Annotated in this window: 13 protein-coding genes and 1 pseudogene; 8 read left to right on the forward strand and 6 right to left on the reverse strand. The window is 61.4% G+C overall.

The genetic code is table 11. The features are described from left to right. From ccoS to H618_RS0103730, 5 genes are all read left to right on the forward strand, one after another. The gene (gene ccoS, locus H618_RS0103710) at window positions 1–213 is read left to right on the forward strand and encodes a cbb3-type cytochrome oxidase assembly protein CcoS (RefSeq protein ID WP_028693787.1); all 213 of its coding nucleotides are present in this window, start codon (window positions 1–3) and stop codon (window positions 211–213) included. Then, the gene (locus H618_RS0103715) at window positions 206–889 is read left to right on the forward strand and encodes a sulfite exporter TauE/SafE family protein (RefSeq protein ID WP_028693788.1); all 684 of its coding nucleotides are present in this window, start codon (window positions 206–208) and stop codon (window positions 887–889) included. The genes ccoS and H618_RS0103715 overlap by 8 nt, the downstream gene beginning before the upstream one ends. A 105-nt stretch (window positions 890–994) precedes the next feature. Further along, window positions 995–2377: an oxygen-independent coproporphyrinogen III oxidase gene (hemN, locus tag H618_RS0103720; RefSeq protein ID WP_028693789.1), complete on the forward strand. Its 1383-nt coding sequence runs from the start codon at window positions 995–997 to the stop codon at window positions 2375–2377. A 187-nt stretch (window positions 2378–2564) separates the two neighbouring features. Beyond that, complete coding sequence (fnrA, locus tag H618_RS0103725) at window positions 2565–3299, forward strand: Crp/Fnr family transcriptional regulator FnrA (RefSeq protein ID WP_028693790.1); 735 nt, start codon at window positions 2565–2567, stop codon at window positions 3297–3299. A 198-nt stretch (window positions 3300–3497) separates the two neighbouring features. Then, window positions 3498–4046, forward strand: a complete 549-nt coding sequence (locus tag H618_RS0103730) for an adenine phosphoribosyltransferase (RefSeq protein ID WP_028693791.1) — start codon at window positions 3498–3500, stop codon at window positions 4044–4046. 107 nt (window positions 4047–4153) lie between these two features. On the opposite strand, the gene recR is transcribed toward H618_RS0103730, so the two are convergent. From recR to dnaX, 3 genes are all read right to left on the reverse strand, one after another. Continuing rightward, entirely contained in the window at window positions 4154–4756 is a 603-nt protein-coding gene (gene recR / locus H618_RS0103735) for a recombination mediator RecR (protein ID WP_028693792.1), read from the reverse strand. Window positions 4757–4844: 88 nt separating this feature from the next. Further along, entirely contained in the window at window positions 4845–5171 is a 327-nt protein-coding gene (locus H618_RS0103740; protein WP_028693793.1) for a YbaB/EbfC family nucleoid-associated protein, read from the reverse strand. A gap of 62 nt (window positions 5172–5233) precedes the next feature. After that, window positions 5234–7252 carry a DNA polymerase III subunit gamma/tau gene (dnaX, locus tag H618_RS0103745; RefSeq protein ID WP_028693794.1) on the reverse strand — a complete coding sequence of 673 codons (2019 nt, stop codon included), beginning with the start codon at window positions 7250–7252 and terminating at the stop codon, window positions 5234–5236. 314 nt (window positions 7253–7566) lie between these two features. On the opposite strand from dnaX, the gene H618_RS0103750 reads away from it, so the two are divergent. After that, complete coding sequence (locus H618_RS0103750) at window positions 7567–9732, forward strand: TonB-dependent siderophore receptor (protein ID WP_028693795.1); 2166 nt, start codon at window positions 7567–7569, stop codon at window positions 9730–9732. 54 nt (window positions 9733–9786) lie between these two features. On the opposite strand, the gene H618_RS0103755 is transcribed toward H618_RS0103750, so the two are convergent. Further along, entirely contained in the window at window positions 9787–10272 is a 486-nt protein-coding gene (locus H618_RS0103755) for a DUF2938 domain-containing protein (RefSeq protein ID WP_028693796.1), read from the reverse strand. A 79-nt stretch (window positions 10273–10351) separates the two neighbouring features. Here H618_RS0103755 and H618_RS0103760 point away from each other — a divergent pair, with 79 nt between their 5' ends. Continuing rightward, on the forward strand, window positions 10352–10783 hold the full coding sequence (locus tag H618_RS0103760; RefSeq protein ID WP_028693797.1) for a helix-turn-helix domain-containing protein: 432 nt from the start codon (window positions 10352–10354) through the stop codon (window positions 10781–10783). Between the two features lie 279 nt (window positions 10784–11062). Beyond that, window positions 11063–11851, forward strand: a pseudogene (locus H618_RS22280) (site-specific integrase); the annotation flags it as partial. 439 nt (window positions 11852–12290) lie between these two features. Here H618_RS22280 and H618_RS22695 read toward each other — a convergent pair. Continuing rightward, complete coding sequence (locus H618_RS22695; protein WP_154660614.1) at window positions 12291–12764, reverse strand: hypothetical protein; 474 nt, start codon at window positions 12762–12764, stop codon at window positions 12291–12293. After that, on the reverse strand, window positions 12761–13177 hold the full coding sequence (locus H618_RS0103770) for a hypothetical protein (RefSeq protein ID WP_028693798.1): 417 nt from the start codon (window positions 13175–13177) through the stop codon (window positions 12761–12763). Before H618_RS0103770 ends, H618_RS22695 begins: the two co-directional genes overlap by 4 nt. Window positions 13178–13473 lie beyond the last annotated feature (296 nt).

A 13473-nucleotide genomic window follows, 5' to 3' on the forward strand; every position in this document is an offset into this window, starting at 1 on the left:
ATGCCTGCCCTGTACATCATGATCCCCGCTGCCGTGCTGCTGGTCGGCGTGGCGATCTACATCTTCTTCTGGGCAGTCGACAGCGGCCAGTACGACGACCTCGACAGCCCGGCGCACAGCATTCTTTTCGACGACCAGGACCCTGCGCACCAGGCCGCGATCCATCCCGAACAACGCACCGATGCCGACCAGGATGGCCAGCGCCGTGAGTGACCTGCTGCCCTTGCTCGGTTCGGCGCTGGTGCTCGGCCTGCTCGGCAGCGGTCATTGCCTGGGCATGTGCGGCGGGCTGATGGGCGCCCTGACTCTGGCCATTCCGCCCGAGCAACGCGCGCGCCGCGTGCGCCTGCTGGTGGCCTACAATCTCGGCCGGGTGCTTAGCTACGCCTGCGCCGGGGTGCTGCTGGGCCTTGCCGGCTGGGCGCTGGCCAGCAGCCCGCTGGCGCTGGCCTTGCGCGTCGTGGCGGCATTGCTGTTGATCGCCATGGGCCTGTACCTGGCCGGCTGGTGGAGCGGGCTGACCCGCGTCGAAGGCCTGGGCCGCGGCCTCTGGCGCCACCTGCAACCGCTGGCCACGCGCCTGCTGCCGGTGCGCAGCGTGGCGCGGGCGCTGTTGCTCGGCGCGCTGTGGGGCTGGCTGCCCTGCGGCCTGGTGTACAGCACCTTGCTGTGGGCGGCGAGCCAGGGCAATGCCAGCCACAGCGCATTGCTGATGCTGGCCTTTGGCGTCGGCACCTGGCCGCTGCTGTTGTGCACCGGACTTGCCGCCGAGCGTGTCGCGGCGCTGCTGCGCAGGCGCTCGGTGCGCCGGGCCGGCGGTGTGCTGGTGATGCTCTTCGGCCTGTGGACTTTACCCGGCCCGCATCAGCATTGGCTGATGGGCCACTGAGCGGCTGGCGTGCTACCCGCCGTTTGCCGTTGATGCAAATCAACACCCTCGCCACCCCTGCGCCCTAGACTCGGCCCCACGCTGCTCTATCCAGGGACTACCCTCATGCTCGACGATCTGCGTTGGGATACCGATCTGATCCGCCGCTACGATCTCAGCGGCCCGCGCTACACCTCCTACCCCACCGCCTTGCAACTGCACAGCGAGGTGGGCTCGTTCGACCTGCTGCACGCCCTGCGCGAAAGTCGCCGGGCGGTGCGCCCGCTGTCGCTGTACGTGCACATGCCGTTCTGCGCCAACATCTGCTACTACTGCGCCTGCAACAAGATCATCACCAAGGACCGCGCCCGCGCCCAGCCTTACCTGCAACGCCTGGAGCAGGAAATCCAGCTCATCGCCTGCCACCTCGACAGCCGCCAGACCGTCGAGCAACTGCATTTCGGTGGCGGTACGCCGACCTTCCTCAGCCACGTCGAACTGCGCCAGCTGATGGCCACGCTGCGCCAGCACTTCACCCTGCTCGACGACGATTCCGGCGACTACGGCATCGAAATCGACCCGCGCGAGGCCGACTGGTCGACCATGGGCCTGCTGCGCGAGTTGGGCTTCAACCGCGTCAGCCTCGGCGTGCAGGACCTTGACCCTGCCGTGCAACGGGCGGTCAATCGCCTGCAAAGCCTGGAGCAGACCCGCACTCTGATCGAGGCGGCGCGCACCTTGCAGTTCCGCTCGGTGAACCTCGACCTGATCTATGGCCTGCCCAAGCAGACCCCGGAAGGTTTCGCGCGCACCGTCGATGAAGTCATCCAGCTGCAACCCGATCGCCTGTCGGTGTTCAACTACGCGCACCTGCCAGAGCGCTTCATGCCCCAGCGGCGCATCGACAGCAATGAACTGCCGGCCCCGGCGGCCAAGCTCGAGATGCTGCACAACACCATCGAGCAACTGACCGCCGCCGGCTACCGCTACATCGGCATGGACCACTTCGCCCTGCCCGACGACGAGCTGGCCATCGCCCAGGAAGAAGGCACCTTGCAGCGCAACTTCCAGGGCTACACCACTCATGGCCACTGCGACCTGATCGGCCTGGGCGTCTCGGCCATCAGCCAGATCGGCGACCTCTACAGCCAGAACAGCAGCGATCTGGCGATCTACCAGCAAAGCCTGTCGAGCGCGCAACTGGCGACCCAGCGGGGGCTGGTGTGCAATCGCGACGACCGCATTCGCCGGGCAGTGATCCAACAGCTGATCTGCCATTTCGAACTGGACTTCGAGCAGATCGAAAGCACCTTCGGCATCGATTTTCGCGGCTACTTCGTTGCCGAATGGCCGGCGCTGCAACGCTTGCAGCGCGATGGCCTGATCAGCCTCGATGCCCAGCGCATCGAAGTGCAGCCGGCCGGACGCCTGCTGGTGCGCTCGGTGTGCATGGTGTTCGACGCCTACCTGGCGCAGCACTCGCAACAGCGCTTCTCGCGGGTGATATGACCCGAGCCGAGCCTCGGCAGGCATGGACAGCCTGCCTCGGGTCCAGCGGAAGAAGCGTTTCCCCAGGTGACACCCCATCCCGTGCCGACCGCGGCCGCGGCGCACCACAACCGCGCACGCTGGCTACTGCCCACACCGTAAGGTACCCTTACGGCTTATGTGTGCTTTCCACAAGGATCGAAAGAAAATGTCCGAGCCAGTAAAACTGCGCCCCCACAACCAGGCCCACTGCAAGGACTGCAGTCTGGCCCCCCTGTGCCTGCCCTTGTCCCTGAATCTGGAAGACATGGACGCACTGGATGAAATCGTCAAGCGCGGTCGTCCTCTGAAGAAAGGCGAGTTCCTGTTCCGCCAGGGGGATAATTTCGGCTCGGTGTATGCGGTGCGCTCAGGCGCGCTGAAAACCTTCAGCCTGAGCGACAGCGGCGAAGAACAGATCACCGGTTTCCACCTGCCCAGCGAGCTGGTCGGCCTGTCGGGCATGGACACCGAAGCCTACCCGGTCTCGGCCCAGGCCCAGGAAACCACCTCGGTGTGTGAAATTCCCTTCGAGCGCCTCGACGAGCTGTCGGTGCAACTGCCGCAATTGCGCCGCCAACTGATGCGGGTCATGAGCCGGGAAATCCGCGACGATCAGCAAATGATGCTGCTGCTGTCGAAAAAGACCGCCGATGAGCGCATCGCCACCTTCCTGGTCAACCTGTCGGCCCGCTTCCGCGCCCGCGGCTATTCGGCCAATCAGTTCCGCCTGAGCATGTCGCGCAACGAGATCGGCAACTACCTGGGCCTGGCGGTGGAAACCGTGTCACGGGTGTTCACCCGCTTCCAGCAGAACGGCTTGCTCAAGGCCGAAGGCAAAGAGGTGCATATCCTCGACCCGATCCAGCTGTGCGCCCTGGCCGGCGGCTCGATGGACGCCTGATCGGCGAGGTGAATCAGGCTCTGTACGGAGAGTCTTGAGACGAAGGTGAGACAAGGCGAAAACAGCCGAGGAAGCGGAGTTTACAAGTTGTAAATGAGCATTCCGAGGCTGTTTTCAACGCAGTATCACCGAGTATCAAGGCTTTCCGTACAGAGCCTGGGTATACTGGCCGCCAGTTTTTCCCAGGATACCCGCCACATGCACAGCGACACCTTCGACCTCAAAGCCCTGATCCGCCCGGTCCCTGACTTTCCCAAACCGGGCGTCATCTTTCGCGACATCACCCCGCTGTTCCAGTCGCCACGAGGCCTGCGCTACGTGGCCGATCAGTTCATCGAACGCTACGTCGAAGCGCCGTTCAGCCACATCGGGGCGATGGATGCGCGTGGCTTTCTGATCGGCTCGATCATCGCCCACCAGCTCAACAAGCCGCTGATCCTGTTCCGTAAACAGGGCAAGCTGCCGGCTGATGTGCTGTCCGAGGGCTATCAGACCGAATACGGCGAGGCCTTCCTCGAAGTGCATGCCGACAGCCTGTGCGAGGGTGATTCAGTGGTGATCTTCGATGACCTGATCGCCACCGGCGGTACGCTGCTGGCGGCTACCCAGCTGATTCGTCGCACCGGCGCCCAGGTGTTCGAAGCCGCGGCGATCATCGACCTGCCAGAACTGCAAGGCTCGCAGCGCCTGCAAGACCGCGGCGTGCCGACCTTCTGCCTGACCGAGTTTTCGCTGGCTGAGTGTTGAGTATCGTTGCCGCAGTGGCTCGGGCCGGCCTCGCCGGCCTTCGCGGGTAAACCCGCTCCTACGCCAAACCGGTAGGGGGTAGGTTTACCCGGCGCCCTGCTGTTCTCTCAATACACGATCGGCTTGCGCCCGGCAAAGGCATGCGCCAGGGTGCCGCCATCGACCAACTCCAGCTCACCGCCCAGCGGCACGCCGTGGGCGATGCGGGTGGCGCTCAGGCCCTTCTCGGCGAGCAACTGGGCAATGTAATGCGCAGTGGCCTCGCCCTCGACGGTGGGGTTGGTGGCCAGAATCACCTCAGTAAAGGTGCCCTGCTCTTCGATGCGCGCCATCAGTTGCGGAATGCCGATGGCCTCAGGCCCGAGGCCATCGAGGGGTGACAAATGGCCCTTGAGCACGAAGTAGCGCCCGCGGTAGCCGGTCTGGTCGACGGCGAACATGTCCATCGGCCCTTCCACCACGCACAGCTGGGTGTCGTCACGGCGCGGGTCCGCGCATTGCGGGCACAGTTCCTGCTCGGTCAGCGTACGGCACTGGCGACAGTGGCCTACGCCTTCCATCGCCTGGCTGAGCGCCTGGGCCAGGCGCGCACCGCCACTGCGGTCACGCTCGAGCAACTGCAAGGCCATGCGCTGGGCGGTTTTCTGACCCACCCCCGGCAGAATGCGCAGGGCGTCGATCAGTTGGCGAATCAGGGGGCTGAAGCTCATGGGGCGGACCTGCGCTGGACGAGTGGTAAAACGCGCGAGGGAGCGGCAGCCTTGCGGCTACTGCTCCCCCGTGGCAAACGAATGAAAATCAGAACGGCATCTTGAAGCCCGGCGGCAGTTGCATGCCGGCGGTCATGTTGCCCATTTTCTCCTGGTTGTTCTGCTCGACCTTGCGCACGGCGTCGTTGACGGCAGCGGCGATCAGGTCTTCGAGCACTTCCTTGTCTTCCTGCATCAGGCTGTCATCCAGGCTGATGCGCTTGACGTCATGACGACCGGTCATCACCACGCTGACCAGCCCGGCGCCGGACTGACCGGTGACTTCTGCCTTGGCCAGTTCTTCCTGGGCCTTGGCCATTTTTTCCTGCATTTGCTGGGCCTGTTTCATCAGACCAGCCATGCCACCTTTCATCATGGGGAATACCTCGATTGGGTGTGTGCTGCCGCCCGGTGCGTACCGGGCGCATGGTTATTCGTTCAGGTGCCCTGGCTGACCAGAGACTCTACCGGGGTAATAGTATCCTGCCGCACGGTGGCGCCAAACCGCTGGACCATCTGTTGGATCAACGGGTCCTGCTCGATCGCCACTTCCGCCTCACGCTGGCGCTCGGCGCGTTTGCGCGAGGCCGCCTGGGCCGGGGTTTCCTGCTCGGGCCGGATCAGTTCGATGGTCAGGCTCAGGGTGCGGCCAAAATGCTGATTCAGCGCCTCGTTGAGCCGGCGCTGCTGGGTAATGTTGAACAGCGCGCCCTGGGCCGGATCGAGGTGCAGCAGCCAATGGTCGTTGTCATTGGAGATCAACGTACAGTTGGCGGCAATGTTACCCGTCATACCCGAGACCGGCAGCGCCGGGAATAATTCCAGCCACTCGAGGGCCAGGCCGGTGGCCGGCTGCGCCGCAGGCAGTGGCTCGGCAGGTGCCGCTGGCGCCTCTTCCTGCACATGCTCGGCCAGCTCGTCGAGGTAGCTGAAGGCCACCGGCTCCGCCGAGGCGGCTTCGTAATCTTCATCCGGCGGAATGTCGCCGTCGCGGTCCATGCCCGCCGATTCATACGCCGAAGGGTCGAAGGGCGGCTCGTCATCGTCGATCGGAGGTGGCAGATCATTGCGCATCGTTGCAGGCGGGCCTGGGGTCGCAGGCGATGGCACCGGGGCTGCGGGCTCGGACTCATCTGCCGCAGACACCTGCCAGGGCACGTCGACCACCTGCGTCGGCGCAGCCTCGGCTTCGCCGGTGCTGGGTGGCGCGTCCTCGGCTTCAGGCGCGGGCATCGGCGCTGGCATCGACACGGCCACAGGCGCTGGTGCCGTCGCTGGCGCCTTGATCGTGTCTGCCACCGGCTGGGTGGAATCAGCTGTGGCCTGGCTGATCCCCACTGGCTTTAGCACCGGCCTCGGCGCATCGTCGTTGTCCGCGGGGCGGAACGCCAACATGCGCAGCAGGACCATTTCGAAACCGCCGCGCGGCTCAGGCGCCAACGGCAGGTCACGCCGGCCGATCAGGCCCATCTGGTAATAGAACTGCACGTCTTCGGCAGGCAAGGCCTGGGCCAGGGCCAGCACCCGCTCGCGGTCGCCCTGGCCATTGTCGACGGCCTCGGGCAGCGCCTGGGCGATGGCCACGCGGTGCAGCACGTTGAGCATTTCGGCCAGCACCCCGCTCCAGTCCGGGCCTTGTTCGGCAAGTTCGCGCACCGCTTCGAGCAGCGCCCGCGCATCGCCTTCGAGCAAAGCGTGCAGCACGCCATACACCTGGCCGTGGTCGAGCGTGCCGAGCATCGCCCGCACGTCGGTTGCCAGCACCTTGCCCTCGCCAAAGGCGATGGCCTGATCGGTGAGGCTCATGGCGTCACGCATCGAGCCATCGGCCGCACGGCCGAGCAGCCACAGGGCGTCGTCCTCGAACGGCACGTTCTCTGCGCCGAGCACATGCTGAAGATGCTCGACCACCCGTTCCGGAGTCATGTTCTTCAGCGAGAACTGCAGGCAGCGCGACAGGATCGTGGCCGGCAGCTTCTGCGGGTCGGTGGTGGCCAGGATGAACTTGACGTACGGCGGCGGCTCTTCGAGGGTCTTGAGCAGCGCGTTGAACGAATGGCTCGAGAGCATGTGCACTTCGTCGATCAGGTAGACCTTGAAGCGCCCACGGCTCGGCGCGTACTGCACGTTGTCGAGCAGCTCGCGGGTGTCTTCGACCTTGGTGCGGCTGGCGGCGTCGATCTCGATCAGGTCGACGAAGCGGCCTTCATCGATTTCGCGGCACACCGAGCAGGTGCCGCAGGGCGTTGAGGTAATGCCGGTTTCACAGTTCAGGCACTTGGCGATGATGCGCGCGATGGTGGTCTTGCCGACCCCGCGGGTGCCGGTGAACAGATAGGCGTGGTGCAGGCGCTGGTTGTCGAGCGCGTTGATCAAGGCCTTGAGCACGTGGGTCTGGCCGACCATTTCGCGGAACGAGCGCGGACGCCATTTTCGTGCAAGGACCTGATAACTCATGAAAAACGTCGAACCTGAGCGAGCAAAGAGGGCTAATGCTAGCGGAGCGGGGGAAGAATTGCACCTTGCACGATGGCGAGCGGCGCGCTGTGGGCTCTCGCGCCCGGCTCGACCGTAACACGCCGCACGAAACGCAATACAAGTGAGAATGCGAAAACTTTTTATTTACATTTTTTTCACAAACTCATAGCCTTCTGCCTGCACTGACGGCCCAGTGCCCTCCCCCTGAAACGGATGTTCTTCCCTTATCGAATTTCGACCTCGCCCTGCTCCCGGCGCAGGTCCGCTTGAGCTGTGCCTGAGGATTATCCAGCATGAATCGTTTCCCCCTGTGCCGTCTGGCGCTGTTCGTCTCGCTGGCCAGCGCCAGCGCTCTGGTCCACGCCGCGGAGGTGGTCGAACTCGGCGCCAGTACCATCACCGCCGACGCTGACAGCCTGAAGAACCAGGCGACCACCGAGGGCACCCGCTCGTACACCACGGGCGCGATGAGCACCTCGGCGGGCCTGCCGCTATCGGTTCGTCAGACCCCGCAGTCGGTGAGCGTCATCACCCGCCAGCGTATTGAAGACCAAGGGCTGAACGACCTCAGTGACGTGGTGAAGTCTGCCCCCGGCGTCACCCTGCGCAAGTTCGGCTCCGACCGCCAGGAATTCCTCGCCCGTGGCTTTCGCATCGACAACATCATGTTCGATGGCCTGCCCAGTTCGATGGGCACGTTCTCCCTGGATACCCTGGCATCGCCGGACATGGCGATCTATGACCGCATCGAAGTGGTGCGCGGCGCGACGGGCCTGACCACCGGTGCCGGCGATCCATCGGCGACGCTGAACCTGGTGCGCAAGCGGCCCACCGACACGCCCCAGGTCAGCGTGACCACCAGCGCTGGAAGCTGGGATCGCTACCGCACCGAAGTCGACGCCTCCAACAAACTCAACGACAGCGGAACCGTGCGCGGTCGCGTGGTGGCTGCCTATGCCGACAACCACAGCTTCGTCGATGTGCGGGAAAGCAAGAACCAGACGTTCTACGGCGTGCTGGAAGCCGACCTCGACGCCGCGACCACCGTCACCCTTGGTGCCTCGAAACAGCGTCAGGACAAGACCTCGGACTGGGGTAGCCTGCCCAGCGGTCCCAATGGCGAAGACCTGGGGCTGTCGCGCTCGACCTACCTGGCAGGCAAGTGGGGCTACTGGGACCAGGACAACTACACCCTGTTCGGCGACATCACCCATACCTTCGCCAACGGCTGGAAAACCAAGCTGGCCCTGCAGAAGATGTGGAACGAGTCCGACACGTTCTCCAATTACGTGACTGCCTACCCGTATACGTCCGTCGACGACCTGGGCACCGCGTCAGGCCACTATCTGACCGATGATGACCTCCTCAACGTCGATGCCTCGCTTAGCGGCGCATTCGATGCAATGGGCCGCGAGCATGAATTCCAGATGGGCATCAGCCGGCGCGAACAAAATTACCGTATCCGTGGCGGCTATTCGGGCGCGACGCCAATTGATATTTATGCGTTTGACCCAGGAAGCGTGAGCAAACCCTCTGACGCGGAATTGGAGCCTTACGCTAAAAAATCGACGACTACTGAAAAAGCAGCCTATGCAGTCGCTCGCCTGAATCCTATTGATCCTCTACACGTGATCTTGGGTGGTCGGGTCAGTTGGTTCGACTTCGACAGTGAAACCACGGGCCGCACTTATACGATCAACAGCAGCTACAAGACCACCCGCGAATTCACTCCTTATGCCGGCGTGATCTACGACCTCAATGACACGTATTCGGCTTACGCCAGCTACACCGAAATCTACAAGCCCCAGGAAGTCCAGGATCGGGCAGGCAAAGTGCTCGATCCGATGACCGGCGAAAGCTACGAAATCGGCTTGAAGGGCGAATACTTCAACGGCGCGCTGAATGCCTCGGTTGCGTTGTTCGACATGACCCAGCAGAACCGCTCCTACGCCTTGGATTCAAGCGTATCAGGCTGCAACCCGTCAGTGACTTGCTACGCAGCCGCAGGCGAAGTGCGCAGCCGCGGTATCGACACCGAGCTCACCGGTGCGCTGACGCCGAACTGGAATTTCTCGGCGTCGTACACCCTGCTGCTGAGCCAGTACACCAAGGACGACACGTACGAAGACAAGCGTTTCGCCCCGGAACAACCCAAGCACCTGTTCAAGGCTGCCACCACCTACAACCTCACCGGCGAGCTGAGCAAGTGGCGCGTCGGCGCTGACGTATTCGCCCAAAGCGAGACCTACAACCGCGTCGGCACCGGCCACGCCGTGCAGGACAGCTACGCCGTGCTGGGCCTGATGGCCGGGTACCGCTTCGACGAGCACTGGGATGGCCGGGTCAACTTCAACAACGTGACCGACGAGAAATACTGGCAGGGCATTCCCACCGGCACCGGCATGGGCACCTATGGCGATCCGCGCAACCTGATGTTCAGCCTGAAATGGACGCTGTAAAGCTGGACACGTGAGCCACCGCGCTGTGAACTGTCGCGCAGTTCACAGCGCCATTCACCCGCGTAATACCCACGCGGCCAGGAACAAGCCCACTCCAAACAGCGAATGCGTCGCCACACTGCGCAGGCAATTGCGCAGCGGCGTGGTCGTGCGGCGGGCAAACAGCCCCGCCCCTAACGCTGGCTGCATCACGCACAGCGGCAGCAGCACCGTACAAACGCCGAACGCAAGCGCAGGCCACAGCGTCGGCGCCATCAGCCAGCCCTCCCCAGCCAGCAGCACGAACGCCAGTGCAAACACCACACCCACCAGGTAGTGAATCGACCATCCGGCCAACCGCTCGTATGCGACCGGCGCCGCAGAGGCAATCGAATCATGCCGCCATACACCCCGCCGCCAATGCCCGATCCAGCGCCCGACCATGGCGTAATCGAAGGTGCGCAAGCCCCGGCGCTTGAGCAGCCAGGTCCAGGCATCCATGAGCAACGTGGCGCCAACACTGATCGGCAGGCTGGCGAACATAAGCGACAGGGTATTCATAAGCGTCTCCGACAATTGACCACAAGCAACCTGCCGCGCAGCATGCAAGTTGAAGTCAACTTCAAGTCAAGGACTGCCCATGGACATTGCCGACGTCGCCCGCCGCAGCGGCGTACCCGCCTCGACCCTGCGCTACTACGCCAACAAAGGGCTGATCACTGCGCTGTCTGCGCAAGGCCAGCGCCGCCAGTTTCCGGCGACCGTCATCGAACGCCTGGCATTGATCGCTCTAGGCCAGGCCGCCGGTTTCTCGCTCGACGAAATCGCTGCCATGCTCGCCGAACAGCAAGTCGACCGCGCCCTGCTGTCAAACAAGGCCGACGCCCTGGACGCCCGCATTCGCCAACTGCAAGCCATGAGCAAGGGCCTACGGCACGCGGCGCAGTGCCCCGAAGAAAATCATCTGGCGTGTCCGACGTTTCGGCGTTTGATGAAGGTTGCGGCGGTGAGCGAGCGCAAGAACAGGCGCACGCAAGCGTACAAGCCGGGCAAGGGGTTGCCGGCTGGATGAGGATGCAATGGGGAGAGAAGACATTTCAGGAGCCTGAAATGGAGGCAGCCCCACCAGCCACACCCCGGCACACGATGTTCCCGCTATGGCTGCTCCATTCCGGGCCTGACCAGATGGCATGCAAGCATGCTCGGGAATCAATGCGGGCCTTATGGGGCAAGGGTTTGAGGCTATTGAGGTCGTCGAACATCCTGCCATACTGGCATCCAGCATGAGGCCTCAAAGCTTGGGGTGTGACCAGAATTGTTCCACCTTATTGGTCCACTCTGGTGCTCTCCTATGGCTTACATCGTCCCTCGCCAATCCGTTTACTACCTTAATCTGCGACTACCGAAGCATCTATTCCATCAGCGTCAAACCTTACGCATATGCCTGCGTGTGCGAGAACGTCAGGCTGCATTGTTCCTTGCCAGCTCTCTAGCTCAGCAAGTGCGTTACCACCTAACTGAACATCCTCTGACAGCCCCTGAAACGCTGCAGTGGCGAGACTCTACCCCTCAGCCAATCACCATGGCTGCACCACGAAGACCCATAGCGGCCACAGCGAAGCCACAAAGCGACGGTCCTACCCTCGCCACCCTGTCCAAACTCTATATAGAAGACGGGAAACGCGGTGGCACGTGGCGGCAAGTCAGTGCGGATGAAGTCGAGCGTGCCCTAGCCGATCTATTCGAGCTGTTTGGCGATATGCCAGCGAACGCCTTCGATTCCCAGCAAGCTCGCGTACTAAAAGAACGTCTCAGCCGCTGCCCCCAGTACTTCGGGTTACGGCCAGAATTCAAGGGGAAGACCTTGAGGCAAGTGATCGAGTCAGCCAGCACTTACAAGACCGTCACAGCCGTCACAGTGAACAACCGGCCACGCAAACTCACGGCCTTCATGAACTGGCGCAAGGCGAACGGGTATGTCGCTGAGAACCCGTTGGCTGGAATCAAGGTCATGGCGGGATCAGCGAAGGAAGCACGCTTGTCATTTGACCACCGCGATCTGACTGCACTGCTTGATCATGAAGCGCTGCGAAAAGAAGCCCGCAAGCATCCATGGCGCTACTGGCTGCCACTGCTTGGCGATGATTGCACTTCGTTTGCGGCCATAGCCCAGTGCCTCAACTCAAAGGGGGTAACCACAGCACGGGGAAGTGCATTTCAACCTATGACTGTATCTCGCCTTATGGCTCGCCTTGGGTTGTCTTTTAACATCAACGGCTAATAGCCCCTATATGCTCATAGGAGGCGATTAAAGCAAATGTTCCGGTGGGCCTGCGCACTAACTCCCCCAAGATATTTTGAAATTCGAGCCATTGACCACTATGGGAGTGACAGCCCACACTTGAAGTCGACCTCCATCTGTCAGGATTTTTAGCCACTTGGCCAGCACTACCAGGCTAATCGAGGACTCTCCAGCAGATTCCCCAGCCCCCTCTGATATTCTCCCTCTAGAACACCGCCAATATTCCCGCCAGGGTAAGGTGCCGTAGAAACATTTTAGGGAATGTCAATTTTAACCGCTATGAATAGGCGGTTTTGACTCGTAAAAGCTTTGCGATATGCTTCAGCGAGTCATGGTTATTTCTAGCAGCCAGCGGGCGTGGCGGTGTGGCTCCATAAGTAGTGCTAGGTCTTTTGTCCATTGTCGCCTGCCCTATAGCGTTGAGTTCCCGTGCAGCTCTGAGCACATCAACTCTCGAAGGCAACCGGAAGACTAGAACTGCAAGCCTGTAGCAGATTATTACCTCAGCTTTTGATACAAGCTCGGCGGCGTGGTCGTAAATCTTAGCAGAAATTTCTGCATCTTCCATTCCGTTGGTAATTTTAGCCTGATGACGAAGCATCGTGTTAGAAGTGCTGCCGATGGTTCCCTTTAGATTTTGCACGGGTTCGATGAACAGCTTGAGCACCGCTTGCCCTACCACGAAAATTATCACACCGCCGACTATGGTTGCTAGGGGCGTAAACCAATGTAACTGTGTAGTCAAGCTCATTTATAGATCCACTCCAGAAGCGGGGCAGCAATAGAAATCACGATCGCCAATGTTGACAGCCACGTTGCCAGCCTGAACTTATTACTCTCTTCCTGAAGCCCAGCCAAGACAGATGCCAGCAACGGAAAATTAACGCAGTGCCTATCCTCACCTACGGCTAATGAGAAGAAGGCAACCCTGGGCGCGTTATCTCTTGCGTATCCATATTTTTGTTCTAAGTGATAATAAAGCCTACCGAAAACGATATCGGAATCGACACCAAGCCTCATCGCTAACAGCTTGCAATCAATGGGCATGTGAATTTTCCCTTTACGGCCATTATAAACATCTGACTCTTGGGAAAAATTGGCAAAGGCCTCATAATACTCTTCGTAGATAGCGTCGAGGACTTCGAGGTCGGAGGGAACTTTCATGACTTTCATCCATGGCTGAGATAGCATAGCCTACCATGTTGGCACCTAGCCATAAGACCCCCCTGATGCCAGTGAACCACATCATCCTTTAAGCTGTGGGGACCCGGCATCAACGCCAGCTTAGGGAAATCTCCGATATGGATTACAAGACCGCTGCTACATCTGATGCATTGGAAGCGCTGCATATCAGTCAATCCGCTATCCGGGCTGCCCTAAAAGAACTATCGCTGTGGGTAAGCCAGCGTGGGTGGACGCACATACACTATAACTTAATGACTGCCCTTCAGACGCACGAT

The organism is Pseudomonas cremoricolorata DSM 17059 = NBRC 16634, assembly GCF_000425745.1.
Taxonomy (GTDB): Bacteria; Pseudomonadota; Gammaproteobacteria; order Pseudomonadales; family Pseudomonadaceae; genus Aquipseudomonas; species Aquipseudomonas cremoricolorata.

What these genes read in the sequence shown, in the direction of transcription:
- ccoS (WP_028693787.1), top strand. Translation starts at nt 1, where the DNA reads ATGCCTGCCCTGTACATCATGATCCCCGCTGCCGTGCTGCTGGTCGGC.
- hemN (WP_028693789.1), top strand. Translation starts at nt 995, where the DNA reads ATGCTCGACGATCTGCGTTGGGATACCGATCTGATCCGCCGCTACGAT.
- fnrA (WP_028693790.1), top strand. Translation starts at nt 2,565, where the DNA reads ATGTCCGAGCCAGTAAAACTGCGCCCCCACAACCAGGCCCACTGCAAG.
- H618_RS0103730 (WP_028693791.1), top strand. Translation starts at nt 3,498, where the DNA reads ATGCACAGCGACACCTTCGACCTCAAAGCCCTGATCCGCCCGGTCCCT.
- recR (WP_028693792.1), bottom strand. Translation starts at nt 4,756, where the DNA reads ATGAGCTTCAGCCCCCTGATTCGCCAACTGATCGACGCCCTGCGCATT.
- H618_RS0103740 (WP_028693793.1), bottom strand. Translation starts at nt 5,171, where the DNA reads ATGATGAAAGGTGGCATGGCTGGTCTGATGAAACAGGCCCAGCAAATG.
- dnaX (WP_028693794.1), bottom strand. Translation starts at nt 7,252, where the DNA reads ATGAGTTATCAGGTCCTTGCACGAAAATGGCGTCCGCGCTCGTTCCGC.
- H618_RS0103750 (WP_028693795.1), top strand. Translation starts at nt 7,567, where the DNA reads ATGAATCGTTTCCCCCTGTGCCGTCTGGCGCTGTTCGTCTCGCTGGCC.
- H618_RS0103755 (WP_028693796.1), bottom strand. Translation starts at nt 10,272, where the DNA reads ATGAATACCCTGTCGCTTATGTTCGCCAGCCTGCCGATCAGTGTTGGC.
- H618_RS0103760 (WP_028693797.1), top strand. Translation starts at nt 10,352, where the DNA reads ATGGACATTGCCGACGTCGCCCGCCGCAGCGGCGTACCCGCCTCGACC.
- H618_RS22695 (WP_154660614.1), bottom strand. Translation starts at nt 12,764, where the DNA reads ATGAGCTTGACTACACAGTTACATTGGTTTACGCCCCTAGCAACCATA.
- H618_RS0103770 (WP_028693798.1), bottom strand. Translation starts at nt 13,177, where the DNA reads ATGAAAGTTCCCTCCGACCTCGAAGTCCTCGACGCTATCTACGAAGAG.